Raw genomic sequence first — 14,649 nt, 5'->3', positions numbered from 1 at the left:
AAGGTGATTATTTTTTCATTTCTGCCATTTCTTTTTGATACTCGGCTTTAGCCATTTCAAAGCGTTTGACCACATCAGCACTCGGTGCTTTATCCAGCAGGCTGACGATGATAATGCTGAGGGTGGCCAGAATAAAGCCTGGAATGATCTCATACAGACCGGTATCACCCATATAATTTTTCCAGACAATTACAGTCATGGCACCAACCACCATACCCACAATTGCGCCGTTGAGGGTCATTCGTTTCCAGAATAGCGACAAGATAATCAGTGGGCCAAATGCAGCACCAAAGCCGGCCCAGGCATAAGCCACCAGACCCAAAACCTTACTGTTCGGATTAATTGCCAGTGAAATGGCAATCAGGGCAATCACCACGACCATGCCGCGACCGACCCAGATCAGTTCTTTTTGTGAAGCATTTTTACGCAGGAAACTCTTATATAAATCTTCGGTCAGGGTGGTTGAGCAGACCAGAAGCTGACAGCTCAAGGTGCTCATAATTGCCGCCAAGATAGCAGCCAGAATGATTCCGGCAATCCATGGATTAAACAGGATTTTGGTCAACTCCATAAATACAGTTTCAGGGTTTTGATTCACCACCAAAGCCAATGCGGGATTGACACTGAAGTAGGCAATACCGATATAACCGGCAGCCACTGCACCGCCTAGGCATAGAATCATCCAGGTCATGCCAATACGGCGTGCAGCAGGAATGGTTTTGACCGAATCTGCTGCCATAAAACGCACCAGAATATGCGGCTGACCAAAATAACCCAAGCCCCAAGCCAGACTGGAAATAATCGCAACAGTGCTTAAACCTTCAAGCATGCTTGAAGCATGTGGGCGAGCCGATTCAAGGATGACACTCACTTGCTGGCTGTTGTCGCCCAGAGCCAAGAAGGTAATGATCGGAGTCAGCAATAAGGCAAAAATCATTAAACCGGCTTGGAATGTATCTGTCCAGCTGATCGCCAAAAAGCCACCAATACAAACATAAAGAATCGTCGCCATCGCACCAATCACAAGCGCTGTGGTGTAATCCCAGCCAAACAGGCTTTCAAACAGTCGTGCACCTGCGACCATACCTGAGGCACAATAAATTGCAAAGAACACCAGAATCACCAAGGCAGACAAGACCCGTAAAATACGTTTACGATCGGAAAAACGGCTGGTGAAATAATCCGGCAAGGTCAGGGCATTGTTCTGATATTCGGTATGGGCACGCAGTCGACCTGCCACCAGTAACCAGTTCAGCCACGCGCCGATAATCAAACCGATCGCAATCCAGGCTTCTGACAGGCCAGACAGGTAAATGGCTCCCGGAAGACCCATCAACAGCCAGCCACTCATATCCGATGCGCCCGCCGAAAGTGCAGTAACGACACTGCCCAGACTCCGTCCACCTAGAATATATTCGTCAAAATTGGAGGTGGCACGATAAGCATATAAGCCGATTGCAATCATGGCGATAATATAAAACATGAAAGTAATCAGGGTGGGGTTTAAAGAAGTCATGGGCAGGTCATCCTGTAAATATGGAAATCATCGTCCAAGATGATTTTTTGTACTGAGATTGCAAGGAGGTGATTCAAGCATGGTTTAAAAATTACACTCTGTAACAATTACACAGCTTTTATGTATACCTATTGTAAATAGAGTAGTAATTCACTGAAATTGAATTAGGAATAACTAAAGCGGATAAAAGGCAATATGACGTCGAATTCAGGGGAAAAGTGGAAATTTTGAATAAATAATGAAAATATTTGAATTTTAGCTAACTGCTTACACAATCTTACAAAACTCACAGCCTTAGCGTATTGGTAATAAATCGTAGCAAATCTAGGTTAAAGTCTTCCTATTAGGCCTGTATTTGTTTGCTCATATTAATGTCACACCAAATACGGTGCATCGCCAAGAGTATTTTTTAGTGGACAATATGCTTCAAATCGAACCGACCCGCATTGAACGTGATTTATTGGGGGAAAAACAAATCCCGTTGTATAGCTATTATGGGATTCATACCTTACGTGCCATCGAAAATTTTAAGATTTCTGGATTGGCGGTGGGGCAACAAACGCACTTTATTCGTGCTTTGGCCCAGGTGAAAAAAGCTTCGGCACAAGCCAATCTGCACTTTCAAAAATTGTCCGAGCAGACCAGTACTGCCATTCAGAAAGCTTGTGATGAATTGATTCAGCATCCGGAAGCGTGGCAAACGGCATTTCCACTCGATCCTTATCAGGGCGGTGCCGGAACTTCCATCAATATGAATGCCAATGAGGTAATTGCCAATATTGCACTTGAAATGTCAGGTTATCAGAAAGGCGATTATCACATTCTGCATCCGAATGATCACGTCAATACCTCGCAATCGACCAATGATGTCTATCCAACAGCTTTGCGTCTGGCGACCTATAGCAGTCTGGATGAATTGTTGAGCGTGCTTAAAGCATTGATTGACTGTATCGATCATAAAGCTGCCGAATTTGAATATGTCATCAAAATGGGACGTACCCAGTTACAAGATGCCGTGCCGATGACCATGGAACAGGAGTTCCGGGCATTTGCCACCTTATTAAAAGAAGATCTGAAGCTGATTGGGCAGATGCGACAGTTATTGCTGGAAGTCAATTTAGGCGCCACCGCCATTGGGACTGGGGTCAATACACCGCCGGGCTATGCCAAGCGGGTGGTGGAAATCTTGGCGCATCTGACGGGTTTGCCTTTAAAAGGTGCGGCAGATTATGTCGAGGCGACCAGCGATTGTGGCGTCTTTATTATTTTGTCGAGCAGTTTAAAACGTCTGGCGGTAAAACTGTCCAAAATCTGTAATGATCTGCGCCTGCTCAGTTCGGGACCGCGTACAGGTCTGGCTGAAATTCGTTTACCTGAGTTACAGGCAGGTTCTTCGATCATGCCGGCAAAAATCAATCCGGTGATTCCGGAAGTGGTCAATCAGATTGCCTTTCGGGTGATTGGTAATGATTTAACCATTACTATGGCTGCGGAAGCCGGGCAGTTACAATTGAATGTTATGGAGCCTGTGATTGCCGTGGCGATGAATGAATCGATTCAATTATTGACCCAAGGCATGCAAACCCTGAATCAGAAATGTATTGCTGGCATTCAGGCCAATGAACAGATTTGTTTAAGTTCGGTCATGCGCAGTGTCGGGATCGTAACCTTGCTTGAACCGATATTGGGACATGCCAAATGCGATGAAATCGGCAAACAATGTATGCGGGAAAATAAAACCGTGCCGCAAGTAGTATTAGAGTTAGGTTTATTGAGTGAAGCGCAATTAGAAGAGATTTTTGCATTTGAAAATCTGGTGTCTGAAATCCCTTCAGCAGAGAATCAGCTCGAACAGGTTTCTTAACATACATATATCTATTAAATCGTCTGAAACAGCGAATCGCTGCTATTTTGATAATTTGCCTCAAGTTCAGGATGTGGATTTGAGGTATTTTCATCTAGACTAGAGCCTGAACTATATTTGGCTGGGTAAATGGCGATGTTTGATAAAATCAGTGCATTATTTAAAAGTAATAAACCGACTGCTGCACAGCTATATCTAGAAGAGCAGAATATTCAGTATGTAGAAGGTACAGGTTATATTGTCGATGATATTCAACTCAATCAGGAGTGGGGTGCACGATTAGAGTATTTGTCGAATCGGCGTTTAAAACAGTTTGATGATTTAAAAGCGTTATATGATACCGCGATGCTGATCAATGAAAAAATTGATCTGGAAATTGCCCATCAGCGTTTTAATGCGACTTTAGGCAATACTGAAGAGAATCTGCTGCAATTTAAAATGATCCTTAAGAAGTTAAATGATTATTATCGTAACTTTCTGCGCGATCAAAAATAAGCTGCAAAAGTGGCTTAAAATCGAAGTATATGGATTTGGCAAGACTGCATAAAAATAACAAAATATCCTGAGATCATCGTGCTAGTATAAGCCTCAGGTTATTTAGACTTTAAAGCTATATCCATGTTCCAACAAGAAATTTCCCAACTCAATTTACCACAGCTCAAAGCAGGCGAGAAACGCTGGTTAGGCAATCTGCAAGGTTCCTCAACTGCATTATTGCTCAAGGAAATCGTGCAGCAGCAATCGCGTTTATTTATCGTGATTGCACGTAATAATCAGCATTTGGGTCAACTGGAAAGTGAACTGGAATTTTATGGGGTTAAACCCACGATTTTTCCAGATTGGGAAATCTTGCCTTATGACCGTCTCTCCCCCCATCAGGATATTGTCTCGGAACGTCTGGCAATCTTATCCAATATGCCAAAAACTGGCGTACTGTTGCTGTCCGCCTCAACTTTGGCACAACGTGTGGCGCCGACCTCATGGATTCTGGGTGAGCATTTCGATATTCATGTCGGTCAGAAATTTGATCTGGAACAACAAAAGAAAAAGCTGATTCAGGCCGGTTATCATCTGGTCGACACCGTTTATGATCCGGGTGAATTCGCGGTACGCGGCAGTATCATGGATATTTATGCCTCGGGGCAGGAAGCACCGATTCGGATTGACTTGTTTGATGATGAAATTGAAAGCCTGAAATTTTTTGATTCCGAAACTCAGCGCACCACGCAAAGTTTGCAGCAGTTTACCGTATTGTCCGCACAGGAATTTCCGCTTAAGGAAGGTCGTGCGACGTTCCGTGACCGCTATGCTGAATTTTTCCCGACCGCGAATCCGAAGAAAAATCCGATCTACCAGGATGTGATGGATGGCATAGTCTCACCGGGAATCGAGTTTTATTTGCCCTTGTTTTTCAGCGCTGAAGCCATGCAAGGTCAAAGTTCGCTCATTTCGTACTTACCTAAGAATGGCATTGTCATTACAGATAAGGCTTTGGAAGAAAGTCTGAGCCAGTTTTGGCAAGATGTAGTGCGCCGTTATGAAGATCGTCGCCACAATGTCGACCAACCGATCATGCCGCCTGAAAGCCTGTTTTTTCAGACCAATCAGGTGCTGGAGCAGCTGAACCAGTTTGCACGCATCATTGCCGCACAAACATCTTTTGATCAAAAAGCTGGGGTATTGAATCTTGATACCCAGTTGCCACCGCGTCTGCCCGTAGATCCGAAACGTGAAAAACCGTTTCATGAAGTCAAAAAATATATTGATCAGGCTAATCATCCGGTATTGCTAGTGGCTGAAAGTGCTGGACGCCGGGAAAGTCTTAAAGATGCCTTAAGGCCAAGTCTGGGTGATATCCCCACGGTTGAAAATTTTGATAGTTTTATTCAATCTCTGTATGCAATTGCCATTACCAATGCGCCTTTAGAGCGTGGTCTGGTATTGACCGATCGTGTCAGCGTAATTTCTGAAAATCAGCTGTATGAACATCGCGTGGTACAGCGCCGTCGCAAACGTCAACAGGAAGTTTCCGAAGAGTTTCTGATCCGAAGTCTAACTGAGCTGACCATGGGCGCGCCTGTGGTACATATCGATTATGGGGTCGGACGTTATGCTGGTCTGGTCACCTTAAGTATTGATGATCAGGATCACGAATTTTTGCAGCTGGATTATGCGGATGCCGCCAAAGTGTATGTGCCGGTGACCAATCTGCATTTAATCAGCCGGTATAGTGGTGGTGATCCGGATCTGGCACCGTTACATAAGCTCGGTACAGATGCTTGGAATAAAGCCAAACGTAAAGCACTGGAACAGATTCACGATGTCGCGGCCGAATTGCTGCATATTCAGGCACGGCGTTCTTCTAAGCCTGGAATCAGTTTTGAAGTCGATCAAAGCCTGTATATGCAATTTGCCAGTGGCTTTGCCTATGAAGAAACACTGGATCAGGCCAATGCGATTGAAGCGACGTTGCATGACATGCAGCAGGCCAAGCCGATGGATCGACTTGTGTGTGGTGATGTGGGTTTCGGTAAGACAGAAGTCGCAATGCGTGCCGCATTTGTTGCAGTACAGAATAACCGGCAGGTGGCGATTCTGGTACCGACCACTTTGCTGGCACAGCAGCATTATGATTCATTCAAAGACCGCTTCGCCGACTGGCCAGTCCGGATTGAAGTGCTGTCACGTTTCGGCTCTTCCAAAGCACATACCAAGACCATTGACGACCTGATTGAAGGTAAAGTCGATATTGTGATTGGTACACATAAGATTTTGCAGGAAAATGTTCAGTTTAAGAATCTTGGCTTGATGATTGTCGATGAAGAGCATCGTTTCGGGGTGCGCGACAAGGAACGAATCAAGGCCATGCGTGCCGATGTCGACATGCTGACACTGACTGCAACTCCAATTCCACGGACACTGAATATGGCCTTTAGTGGCATGCGTGATCTGTCGATTATCGCCACACCGCCGGCACGCCGTCTTGCGGTGAAAACCTTTGTGCAGGAACATACCGATGACACCATTAAAGAAGCGATTCTGCGTGAATTGCTGCGCGGTGGTCAGGTTTATTTTCTGCATAATGAAGTTGATACAATCGATCGTGCCGCCGAGCATATCCGTAAACTGGTGCCGGAAGCGCGGGTGATTGTGGCCCACGGACAGATGCGTGAACGTGAACTGGAGCAGGTGATGCAGCAGTTCTATCACAAGGAATACAATGTTCTGGTATGTTCGACCATTATTGAAACCGGGATTGATGTTCCGAATGCCAACACCATTCTGATTGAACGTGCCGACAAACTGGGCCTGGCGCAATTACATCAGCTACGCGGACGTGTAGGGCGCTCACATCATCAGGCTTATGCATATTTGATGGTACCGTCATTAAAAGCCTTAAAAGGTGATGCAGAAAAACGTCTGGATGCCATTCAGCGTGCTTCAACTTTGGGTGCCGGTTTTATGCTGGCAACTGAAGATCTGGAAATTCGCGGCGCAGGTGAATTACTCGGTGAACAGCAGAGTGGTTCGATGCAGGCGATTGGTTATAGCCTGTATATGGAAATGCTGGAAAAAGCCACCAAAGCCATTCAAAAAGGTAAAACGCCAAACTTCGACGCACCATTGTCATTGACTGCCGAAATTACCCTGCATATGCCAGCACTGATTCCGGATGAATATCTGGGTGATGTGCATCAACGTCTGTTGTTCTATAAACGCATCAGTAATACCGATACCCAGGAAAAGCTGGATAATATCCGGATGGAATTGATTGATCGTTTTGGTATACCGCCGCAACCGGTCAAACAGCTCTTTGCTGTACATCAGATTCGATTGAAAGCCGAGCAGCTTGGTATTACTAAAATTGATATCAGCAGTCAGGGTGGGCATATTGAATTTGCACCGGATACTCCGGTTCAAGCCATGACGATTATCCAGATGATGCAGAAACATCCGACCTATTTTCGGATGGATGGCGGTCAACGTCTAAAAGTCATGGTCATGCTGGAAGACTATCAAAAGCGGATTCAGTTTATACAGGATTTACTGGACAGTCTGCTTAAAGAATTGCACTGATTTTATTCGATTAAATCAGCCTGAAAATTCAGTTTGGATTTCATTTTCCAATGAAGTTTGCAGGAACAACAGGCTTGATTTTTTAATGAATTGTTTACAGTAATTGTTGTGATGTGCTTCGCAACAAATCATGAGAATTTGTCTTTAAACACATTGCTTTCAATATTCAGCTTCAGTTGGATATGTTAGTATTAGCCATCATTCTAATTTTGCATCATTTATAAAGATATGTTTAGTTTGCATCCACAACTTGCTCAAGATACGTTTTTTGTAGGCGACTTTCCTTTGTCAACATGTCGTTTGATGAATGATATGCAATTTCCCTGGCTCATTCTGATTCCACGTGTGCCGGGTGTCTCTGAATTATATGAATTGAGTCAAGCTGACCAAGAGCAGTTTTTAAGAGAGTCAAGCTGGTTATCAAGCCAGCTGGCACGTGTTTTCCGTGCAGATAAAATGAATGTAGCAGCGCTGGGTAATATGGTGCCGCAATTGCATTTTCATCATGTAGTTCGTTATCAGAACGACGTTGTATGGCCGAAGCCTGTTTGGGGTACACCTGCTGTTCCTTATAGCAGTGAAGTATTGGCACATATGCGTCAAACCTTAATGCTGGCTTTACGTGGTCAGGGAGACATGCCATTTGACTGGCGCATGGACTAATCAGCCAAGGCATTCCGAGAACCATGAACAGTTGCGGACTTCAGGAAGTGAGTGAGTGCAATTAGACGACTGGATTCAAAAAGAACCCCATCAGTTTGAGTATTTCCATCGCATGATGGGATACATCATGCTGTCTGTGGTTCTGGTCGTCTTTCATTACACTGAACCAGATACCCAGTATCAGCTTTTTGTTCCATTTTTTTTGTTTCTGGTTTTGCTAATTACACCGAAACTATCTCGCTGGCTGATCTATCGTCATGATTATCACATCCGGCGTAATATTCTTTTCCTGATTGATGTCATTGTCATTTCGGTGGTTTTGGCGGCGGTGCATCTGGACTTGGTCTTGTCCTTGCTGGGTCTGGTCGCAGTGCTCTATACCGCGATCAGCAATAAAATTTCATTTATGATGGCATCTCTAGCCAGCCTGATCGGGATTACGCTTTTTTATCTGGCCAATATTCTGGTCTTTGGGTTTAATAATTATTTCGAACCGACCAGCAGTGAGTTGACCGTTTTAGGCTTTATCTGTCTGATTACCTATTTTGGTGTCGGAAGTTTTTATCAAAGTGGTCGTGTGCAATACATGACCCAGAAAAAAGACCATTATTTCGAACAGATGAACCGTTATATGGAATTTGCCAATCAGCTGAGTCGCTATGCGCCCGTGCAGTTATGGCAATCCATTATGAAAGGTGAATCTGAAGCCAAAATTGAATATAAACGTAAAAAGTTGACGATCTTTTTCTCTGATATTCAAGGCTTTACAGAGCTATCTGAAACTCTGATTCCAGATGATTTAGCATTCCTGTTGAATGACTATCTTCGGCATATGACCGAAATCGCTAAAAATTATGAAGCGACTGTCGATAAATTCATGGGTGATGCCATCCTGATTTTCTTTGGTGATCCGAACTCCGAAGGTGTGGAACAGGATGCTAAGAACTGTATGGAAATGGCATTGGCGATGCGTCAGCAAATGAAATTGCTGCGGGAACGCTGGATTAAAATGGGTTATCCGCCACTGCATATCCGCATGGGGATTTCAACCGGTTATTGCCACGTAGGGAATTATGGGGCTACGCATCGTATGGCTTATACCATTGTAGGACGTGATGCCAATCTGGCAGCGCGTTTGCAAAGTGCAGCGGAAGTCGATGAAATCCTGATTTCGGAAGATACTCATAATCTGATCAAAGATGATTATCTTTGTGCACCGAAAAAGCCGATATTCTTGAAAGGCATTAAAGCACCTGTAAGAACCTGGCAGGTCATGGAAAAATATGCGTCTCAGAAAGTCGAGTATCAGCGCTGGTTTGATTATGAATATAAGGGCTTTCATTTATTACTGAATCTGGATGAAGTGCAAAACTTTGAATATCCCGAGCTGATTCATGTGCTGGAAAAAATGATTAAACGTATTGAAACTCAGCAGAAAATGACCAATTCACAAGGTATTGTCAAATTGAAGCTTGAGGATGAAGTAATTGAACACATTTAAAGTTCATGTAAATTTACTTTAATTGTTTCTTATAAAGAGAAAAAACCACGCCTGAGCGTGGTTTTTTATTTTAGCCTGCAACGAAAATCTTAGTGATTTTCTGACGCATGGTTAATGGTGTATTTTGGAATTTCAATTTCCAGATCTTCATCGTCCAGTTTAACCTGACAAGAAAGACGTGAATCAGGTTCTAAACCCCAGGCACGATCGAGTAAGTCAGCTTCAACATCATCCATTTCTTCCAGGCTGTCAAAACCTTTGCGTACCACTACATGGCAGGTGGTACACGCTGCTGACATATCGCAAGCATGTTCGATTTTAATGCCATTTTTTAGCAGGCTTTCGCAAAGATTGGCATTTTGTTCGACTTCAAACTCAGCACCTTCGGGGCAAATCTGCGCATGTGGAAGAACTTTAATACGTGGCATAGTCGTTACCTTAAATTAGTTTGAGTTTGACCAGTCGTCGAGTTTAGTGCCCTTAAGAGCTGCATCAATATGTTGATTCATACGTGCTGCTGCAAAAGCATCACTATGTATTTTAAGCTGTTCAACGGCAGATTCAATCGCTTTGATATCTGAACCCTGAAGCTGAGTTTCAAGTTGTGCTTGCGCAGTTTGCAGTGCTGCAAGTTGATCTTCAGTCAACAGACCGGCATCCGCTTTGAGTGCCTGAACCAGTGCTTCCAGCTCACGCTGTGCTTCCACTTTGGTTTCATTCAAATGACGAAGATTCTTATCTTCTTCAGCGAACTTATAACCGTCTAGCAACAGACGTTCAGTATCTTCACCCGATAAACCATAAGATGGTTTGATATCGATTTGAGCCGTCACGCCAGAGGTGGTTTCTTTGGCAGATACAGTCAGCAAGCCATCTGCATCGACCTGGAACGTCACTTCAATACGTGCCTGACCGGCAGTCATTGGTGGAATGCCATGCAGGACAAAACGCCCTAAACTACGGCAATGCTCAACCAGATCACGTTCACCTTGCACCACATGAATCAACATGGCAGTCTGGCCATCTTGATAAGTCGTAAATTCCTGACGACGAGCGACTGGAATCGCAGTATTACGCGAAATTAATCGTTCAACCAGTCCGCCCATGGTTTCAAGACCAAGAGACAGAGGCGTCACGTCTAATAGTAATGAGCCATCAGTTGAGTTGCCAATCAATTGGTTCGCAGTAATTGATGCGCCAATCGCAACCACTTCATCCGGGTTAATGGTGCAAAGCGGTTCTTGGTTGAACACTTCACGCACGGCTTTTTGTACCGCATAAGAACGGGTTGAGCCACCGACCAAAACGACATTTTGAATGTCATCCAGTTCAAGCTTGGCATCACGCATCACACGCTTACATACGCTGATGGTCTTATCCAAAGCAACTTTAATGATCTCTTCAAATGTCGGACGATCCAGCGTCAATACCTGATCCAGCAATTCGAGTTGAACTGAATCTGCATCAGACAAAGCTTCTTTGGCTTTGCGTGCCGCAACCACAAAATGTGCATATTCTGCATCATTTAAAGTGTCAATATTCAGTTGTTTTTTGGCCCATTTCAGGATCAACCGATCTAGGTCATCACCACCGAGAGCAGTATGACCACCGGTGGCCAAAACTTCAAACACACCTTGAGAGAAACGCAGAATCGAAACGTCAAAGGTACCACCTCCCAAGTCGTAGATCACATAGTTACGATCTGTACTTAAGTTGCTTTCCTGATCAAGACCATAAGCTACAGCAGCAGCGGTTGGCTCATTCAACAAACGTAAAACATTCAAGCCGGCAAGCTGGGCAGCATCACGGGTTGCCTGACGCTGTGCTTCATCGAAGTACGCCGGAACAGTAATCACTGCACCATTAACCGGATTTTGCAGACTGGCTTCAGCGCGGTCTTTCAACTGCTTTAAAATTTCTGCAGAAATCTCAACCGGAGTCTTACGGCCTTGCGCAGTTTCAAAAGCTGGCATTTCATTGGCTTCACCGACCAAGGCATAAGGGTGCTGGAATTTGATGTCAGCTTTCGAGCGACCCATAAAACGTTTTACAGAAACGATGGTGTTTTTAGGGTCAGTAGTAATGAAAGGCGCAGCTTCATTGCCGTATTGAGTTTGTTGTTCTGCATAATGCACGATAGAAGGAAGTAGCACACGACCTTGTTCGTCATTAAGTACTTTGGCTTTACCTGAAAGAACCGTGGCAACCAAAGAGTGGGTGGTGCCTAAATCGATACCAATCGCAATGCGGTGTTCATGTGGTGCACTTGATTGACCTGGTTCTGCAATTTGCAAGAGAGCCATAGTGTTACATCCTTTGCACGTTAAATATTAAATACTAAAAATTAGAAATCATCATCAAGATCAAAGCTGTCATCGTCCAGGAAGCGGTCTTCCGCTTTGTCGATATCGGCCATGACTTTAACGAAGAAGCGTAGTTTGCGCACTGTATCGCGTGCTTCGGCCCAGTCTTCATCCGCATAATCAATTTTGAACTCGCGAACCAAGCCCTCAATCCATTGCTGGACTTCGACTTTCAGTGAAGTTAAATCTTCAGCAGAAGTTGCATCGTCAAGTTGTTCACGAATTTCCAGAGCGTCCTGCAAGAATTCAAAATCACTGATCGACTGATCTAAGTGATAGTCCTGTTTCTTGAGAGACAATAAATACGCTGCACGGCTATCGACCGCTGACAAGACTTTAAATGCCTGATTGATATCACTTGATTTAATCAGAGCCTGATCTTTGTCTTCAGCTTTATCTGGGTGATATTGTTGCTGCAACTTTAAAAATTCAGTCTTTAAAGCCGCCAAATCAATATCGAGTGCTACAGGAAGGTTCAACAACTCAAAATGATTCATGGGAGATGGGATCCGCGATTAATGTGCAAAAATAACTGTATAAATGCAATTAAAACAGTGTGAAACACACTGTTTTAATGTCAAAAGAGAATAACTGCCGGGTTTATACAGTGAAGGATTCACCACAACCGCATTCGCCTTTTTTGTTGGGGTTGTTAAATTCGAAGCCTTCGTTCAAGCCGTTTTTAACATAGTCCATCTCCATACCTTCAAGATAAACCAGACTTTTCGGGTCAACGAATACTTTAACCCCAAACTGTTCAAAGGCTTGGTCATGTGCATCGACTTCATCGACGAACTCGAGCACATAGGCCAGACCAGAACAGCCTGAAGTTTTCACACCAACGCGAATGCCTTCACCCTTACCGCGATTTTTTAAATAATTGCTGATATGAGTTGCAGCATTTTCAGTTAAATGGATCATGAAAACTCCGTTAAAATTTCAAAACGTGGAACAATTAAGCTTTAACTTTCTTGCTACGGTAGTCTTCTACAGCTGCTTTGATTGCATCTTCAGCAAGAACAGAACAGTGTACTTTTACTGGTGGAAGTGCAAGTTCAGTTGCAATATCAATGTTCTTGATTGCTTGAGCTTGATCCAAAGTTTTACCTTTGAGCCATTCAGTCACAAGTGAACTTGATGCAATGGCAGAACCACAACCATAAGTTTTGAAACGTGCTTCTTCAATCACGCCTTCGTCGTTTACCTGAATCTGTAAACGCATTACGTCACCACATGCTGGCGCACCAACCATACCAGTACCAACGTTTTCAGCATTTTTGTCTAAAACGCCAACATTACGAGGGTTTTCGTAATGATCAATTACTTTTTCGCTATAAGCCATGTTGCTTCTCCAAACCTCGGGGTCAGCCTTAGTATTAAATATGGGGGTAAAAAAACTTTTCTCAATGAGATAGCAACGGATTTGTCACTATCTCAAAATGAAAATTAGTGCTCAGCCCACTCAACTTTAGAAAGGTCGATACCTTCCTTATACATATCCCAAAGCGGAGAAAGTTCACGCAACTTCTCAACAGCAGCTTTAGTGATAGTCAATACGTGATCGATATCTTCTTCAGTAGTGTATTTACCAAAGCTGAAGCGGATCGAACTGTGTGCAAGTTCGTCTGAAAGACCCAATGCACGAAGTACATAAGATGGTTCAAGTGTTGCAGATGTACATGCCGAACCTGAAGATACCGCAGCATCTTTCAATGCCATCATCAATGATTCGCCTTCAACGAAGTTGAAGCTGATGTTTAGATAGTTCGCAACGTTTTGTGTTGGATGGCCGTTCAGGAATACTTGTTCAAGACCTTGTAAGCCATTCCACAATTTGTCGCGAAGTACGCGTAGACGAGTCTGTTCAGCTTCCAGGTTTTTGCCTGCAAGTTCAAACGCTTCACCCATACCTACAATCTGGTGAGTTGCAAGGGTACCTGAACGCATACCACGTTCATGGCCGCCACCATGCATTTCAGCTTTAAGGCGTACACGTGGGCTACGACGTACAAACAGTGCGCCAATACCTTTAGGGCCATAGATCTTGTGCGCAGAGAAACTCATCAAGTCTACTTTTAAAGTTGAAAGATCAATTTCAACTTTACCTGCCGCCTGAGCTGCATCTACATGGAAGAAAATCTTGTTGGCGCGAGTGATTTCACCAATCGCTGCAACATCAGTCACAGTACCGATTTCATTGTTCACCATCATCAGGGAAACAAGAATCGTATCTGGACGGATCGCTGCCTGTACCATTTCTGGAGTAATTAAACCCGTTTGAGGTTGAGGCTCAATATAGGTAATTTCAAAACCTTCAGACTCAAGCTCACGACAGGTATCTAAAACTGCCTTATGTTCGATTTTAGAGGTAACGATATGTTTACCTTTAGATGCATAGAAATGAGCCACACCTTTAAGCGCAAGGTTGTCTGACTCGGTCGCACCCGAAGTCCATACGATTTCACGTGGATCAGCTTTAATTAAATTCGCAACTTGTTCACGTGCATATTCAACTTTTTCTTCTGCTTGCCAACCATACGCGTGTGAACGAGATGCCGCATTACCAAAGGTACCATCGAATGTTAAGCATTCCATCATACGTTCAGCAACCTGAGGATCTACAGGAGTTGTAGCTGCATAATCAAGATAAATCGGACGTTTCATG

The 14,649-nt window shown here is 44.0% G+C and carries 12 protein-coding genes; 5 read left to right on the top strand and 7 right to left on the bottom strand.

Annotation, left to right across the window (positions count from 1 at the left end; genetic code table 11):
• Window positions 1-7: 7 nt before the first annotated feature.
• The gene (putP, locus tag H0S56_RS08070) at window positions 8-1,516 is read right to left on the bottom strand and encodes a sodium/proline symporter PutP (protein ID WP_191112446.1); all 1,509 of its coding nucleotides are present in this window, start codon (window positions 1,514-1,516) and stop codon (window positions 8-10) included.
• A 421-nt stretch (window positions 1,517-1,937) separates the two neighbouring features.
• On the opposite strand from putP, the gene H0S56_RS08065 reads away from it, so the two are divergent.
• From H0S56_RS08065 to H0S56_RS08045, 5 genes are all read left to right on the top strand, one after another.
• Entirely contained in the window at window positions 1,938-3,380 is a 1,443-nt protein-coding gene (locus H0S56_RS08065; protein WP_191112455.1) for an aspartate ammonia-lyase, read from the top strand.
• A gap of 129 nt (window positions 3,381-3,509) precedes the next feature.
• Window positions 3,510-3,875 (top strand): hypothetical protein, encoded by a 366-nt coding sequence (locus H0S56_RS08060; protein WP_191112447.1) that lies wholly within the window; start codon window positions 3,510-3,512, stop codon window positions 3,873-3,875.
• Between the two features lie 123 nt (window positions 3,876-3,998).
• Window positions 3,999-7,457, top strand: a complete 3,459-nt coding sequence (gene mfd / locus H0S56_RS08055) for a transcription-repair coupling factor (RefSeq protein WP_191112448.1) — start codon at window positions 3,999-4,001, stop codon at window positions 7,455-7,457.
• Window positions 7,458-7,685: 228 nt separating this feature from the next.
• Entirely contained in the window at window positions 7,686-8,120 is a 435-nt protein-coding gene (locus H0S56_RS08050) for an HIT domain-containing protein (RefSeq protein ID WP_004279825.1), read from the top strand.
• Window positions 8,121-8,175: 55 nt separating this feature from the next.
• Window positions 8,176-9,621, top strand: a complete 1,446-nt coding sequence (locus H0S56_RS08045; protein ID WP_180038714.1) for an adenylate/guanylate cyclase domain-containing protein — start codon at window positions 8,176-8,178, stop codon at window positions 9,619-9,621.
• Window positions 9,622-9,710: 89 nt separating this feature from the next.
• Here H0S56_RS08045 and fdx read toward each other — a convergent pair whose 3' ends face one another.
• From fdx to H0S56_RS08015, 6 genes are all read right to left on the bottom strand, one after another.
• Window positions 9,711-10,049, bottom strand: a complete 339-nt coding sequence (gene fdx / locus H0S56_RS08040; protein WP_004279821.1) for an ISC system 2Fe-2S type ferredoxin — start codon at window positions 10,047-10,049, stop codon at window positions 9,711-9,713.
• Window positions 10,050-10,064: 15 nt separating this feature from the next.
• Window positions 10,065-11,924 carry a Fe-S protein assembly chaperone HscA gene (hscA, locus tag H0S56_RS08035; RefSeq protein WP_191112449.1) on the bottom strand — a complete coding sequence of 620 codons (1,860 nt, stop codon included), beginning with the start codon at window positions 11,922-11,924 and terminating at the stop codon, window positions 10,065-10,067.
• Window positions 11,925-11,965: 41 nt separating this feature from the next.
• Window positions 11,966-12,481 carry a Fe-S protein assembly co-chaperone HscB gene (hscB, locus tag H0S56_RS08030; protein ID WP_195724797.1) on the bottom strand — a complete coding sequence of 172 codons (516 nt, stop codon included), beginning with the start codon at window positions 12,479-12,481 and terminating at the stop codon, window positions 11,966-11,968.
• A gap of 103 nt (window positions 12,482-12,584) precedes the next feature.
• The gene (gene iscA / locus H0S56_RS08025) at window positions 12,585-12,905 is read right to left on the bottom strand and encodes an iron-sulfur cluster assembly protein IscA (RefSeq protein ID WP_005107159.1); all 321 of its coding nucleotides are present in this window, start codon (window positions 12,903-12,905) and stop codon (window positions 12,585-12,587) included.
• Between the two features lie 34 nt (window positions 12,906-12,939).
• Window positions 12,940-13,326: a Fe-S cluster assembly scaffold IscU gene (gene iscU, locus H0S56_RS08020; RefSeq protein WP_004279815.1), complete on the bottom strand. Its 387-nt coding sequence runs from the start codon at window positions 13,324-13,326 to the stop codon at window positions 12,940-12,942.
• A 104-nt stretch (window positions 13,327-13,430) separates the two neighbouring features.
• Window positions 13,431-14,648 carry an IscS subfamily cysteine desulfurase gene (locus H0S56_RS08015; RefSeq protein ID WP_004279813.1) on the bottom strand — a complete coding sequence of 406 codons (1,218 nt, stop codon included), beginning with the start codon at window positions 14,646-14,648 and terminating at the stop codon, window positions 13,431-13,433.
• Between the last annotated feature and the right edge of the window lies 1 nt (window position 14,649).

The organism is Acinetobacter lwoffii (assembly GCF_015602705.1).
Classification (GTDB): domain Bacteria; phylum Pseudomonadota; class Gammaproteobacteria; order Pseudomonadales; family Moraxellaceae; genus Acinetobacter; species Acinetobacter lwoffii_E.
This window is presented reverse-complemented; position numbering and strand designations above follow the sequence as displayed.

What these genes read in the sequence shown, in the direction of transcription:
- hscA (WP_191112449.1), bottom strand. Translation starts at nt 11,924, where the DNA reads ATGGCTCTCTTGCAAATTGCAGAACCAGGTCAATCAAGTGCACCACAT.
- hscB (WP_195724797.1), bottom strand. Translation starts at nt 12,481, where the DNA reads ATGAATCATTTTGAGTTGTTGAACCTTCCTGTAGCACTCGATATTGAT.
- putP (WP_191112446.1), bottom strand. Translation starts at nt 1,516, where the DNA reads ATGACTTCTTTAAACCCCACCCTGATTACTTTCATGTTTTATATTATC.
- fdx (WP_004279821.1), bottom strand. Translation starts at nt 10,049, where the DNA reads ATGCCACGTATTAAAGTTCTTCCACATGCGCAGATTTGCCCCGAAGGT.
- mfd (WP_191112448.1), top strand. Translation starts at nt 3,999, where the DNA reads ATGTTCCAACAAGAAATTTCCCAACTCAATTTACCACAGCTCAAAGCA.
- H0S56_RS08050 (WP_004279825.1), top strand. Translation starts at nt 7,686, where the DNA reads ATGTTTAGTTTGCATCCACAACTTGCTCAAGATACGTTTTTTGTAGGC.
- iscU (WP_004279815.1), bottom strand. Translation starts at nt 13,326, where the DNA reads ATGGCTTATAGCGAAAAAGTAATTGATCATTACGAAAACCCTCGTAAT.
- H0S56_RS08015 (WP_004279813.1), bottom strand. Translation starts at nt 14,648, where the DNA reads ATGAAACGTCCGATTTATCTTGATTATGCAGCTACAACTCCTGTAGAT.
- H0S56_RS08060 (WP_191112447.1), top strand. Translation starts at nt 3,510, where the DNA reads ATGGCGATGTTTGATAAAATCAGTGCATTATTTAAAAGTAATAAACCG.
- H0S56_RS08065 (WP_191112455.1), top strand. Translation starts at nt 1,938, where the DNA reads ATGCTTCAAATCGAACCGACCCGCATTGAACGTGATTTATTGGGGGAA.
- iscA (WP_005107159.1), bottom strand. Translation starts at nt 12,905, where the DNA reads ATGATCCATTTAACTGAAAATGCTGCAACTCATATCAGCAATTATTTA.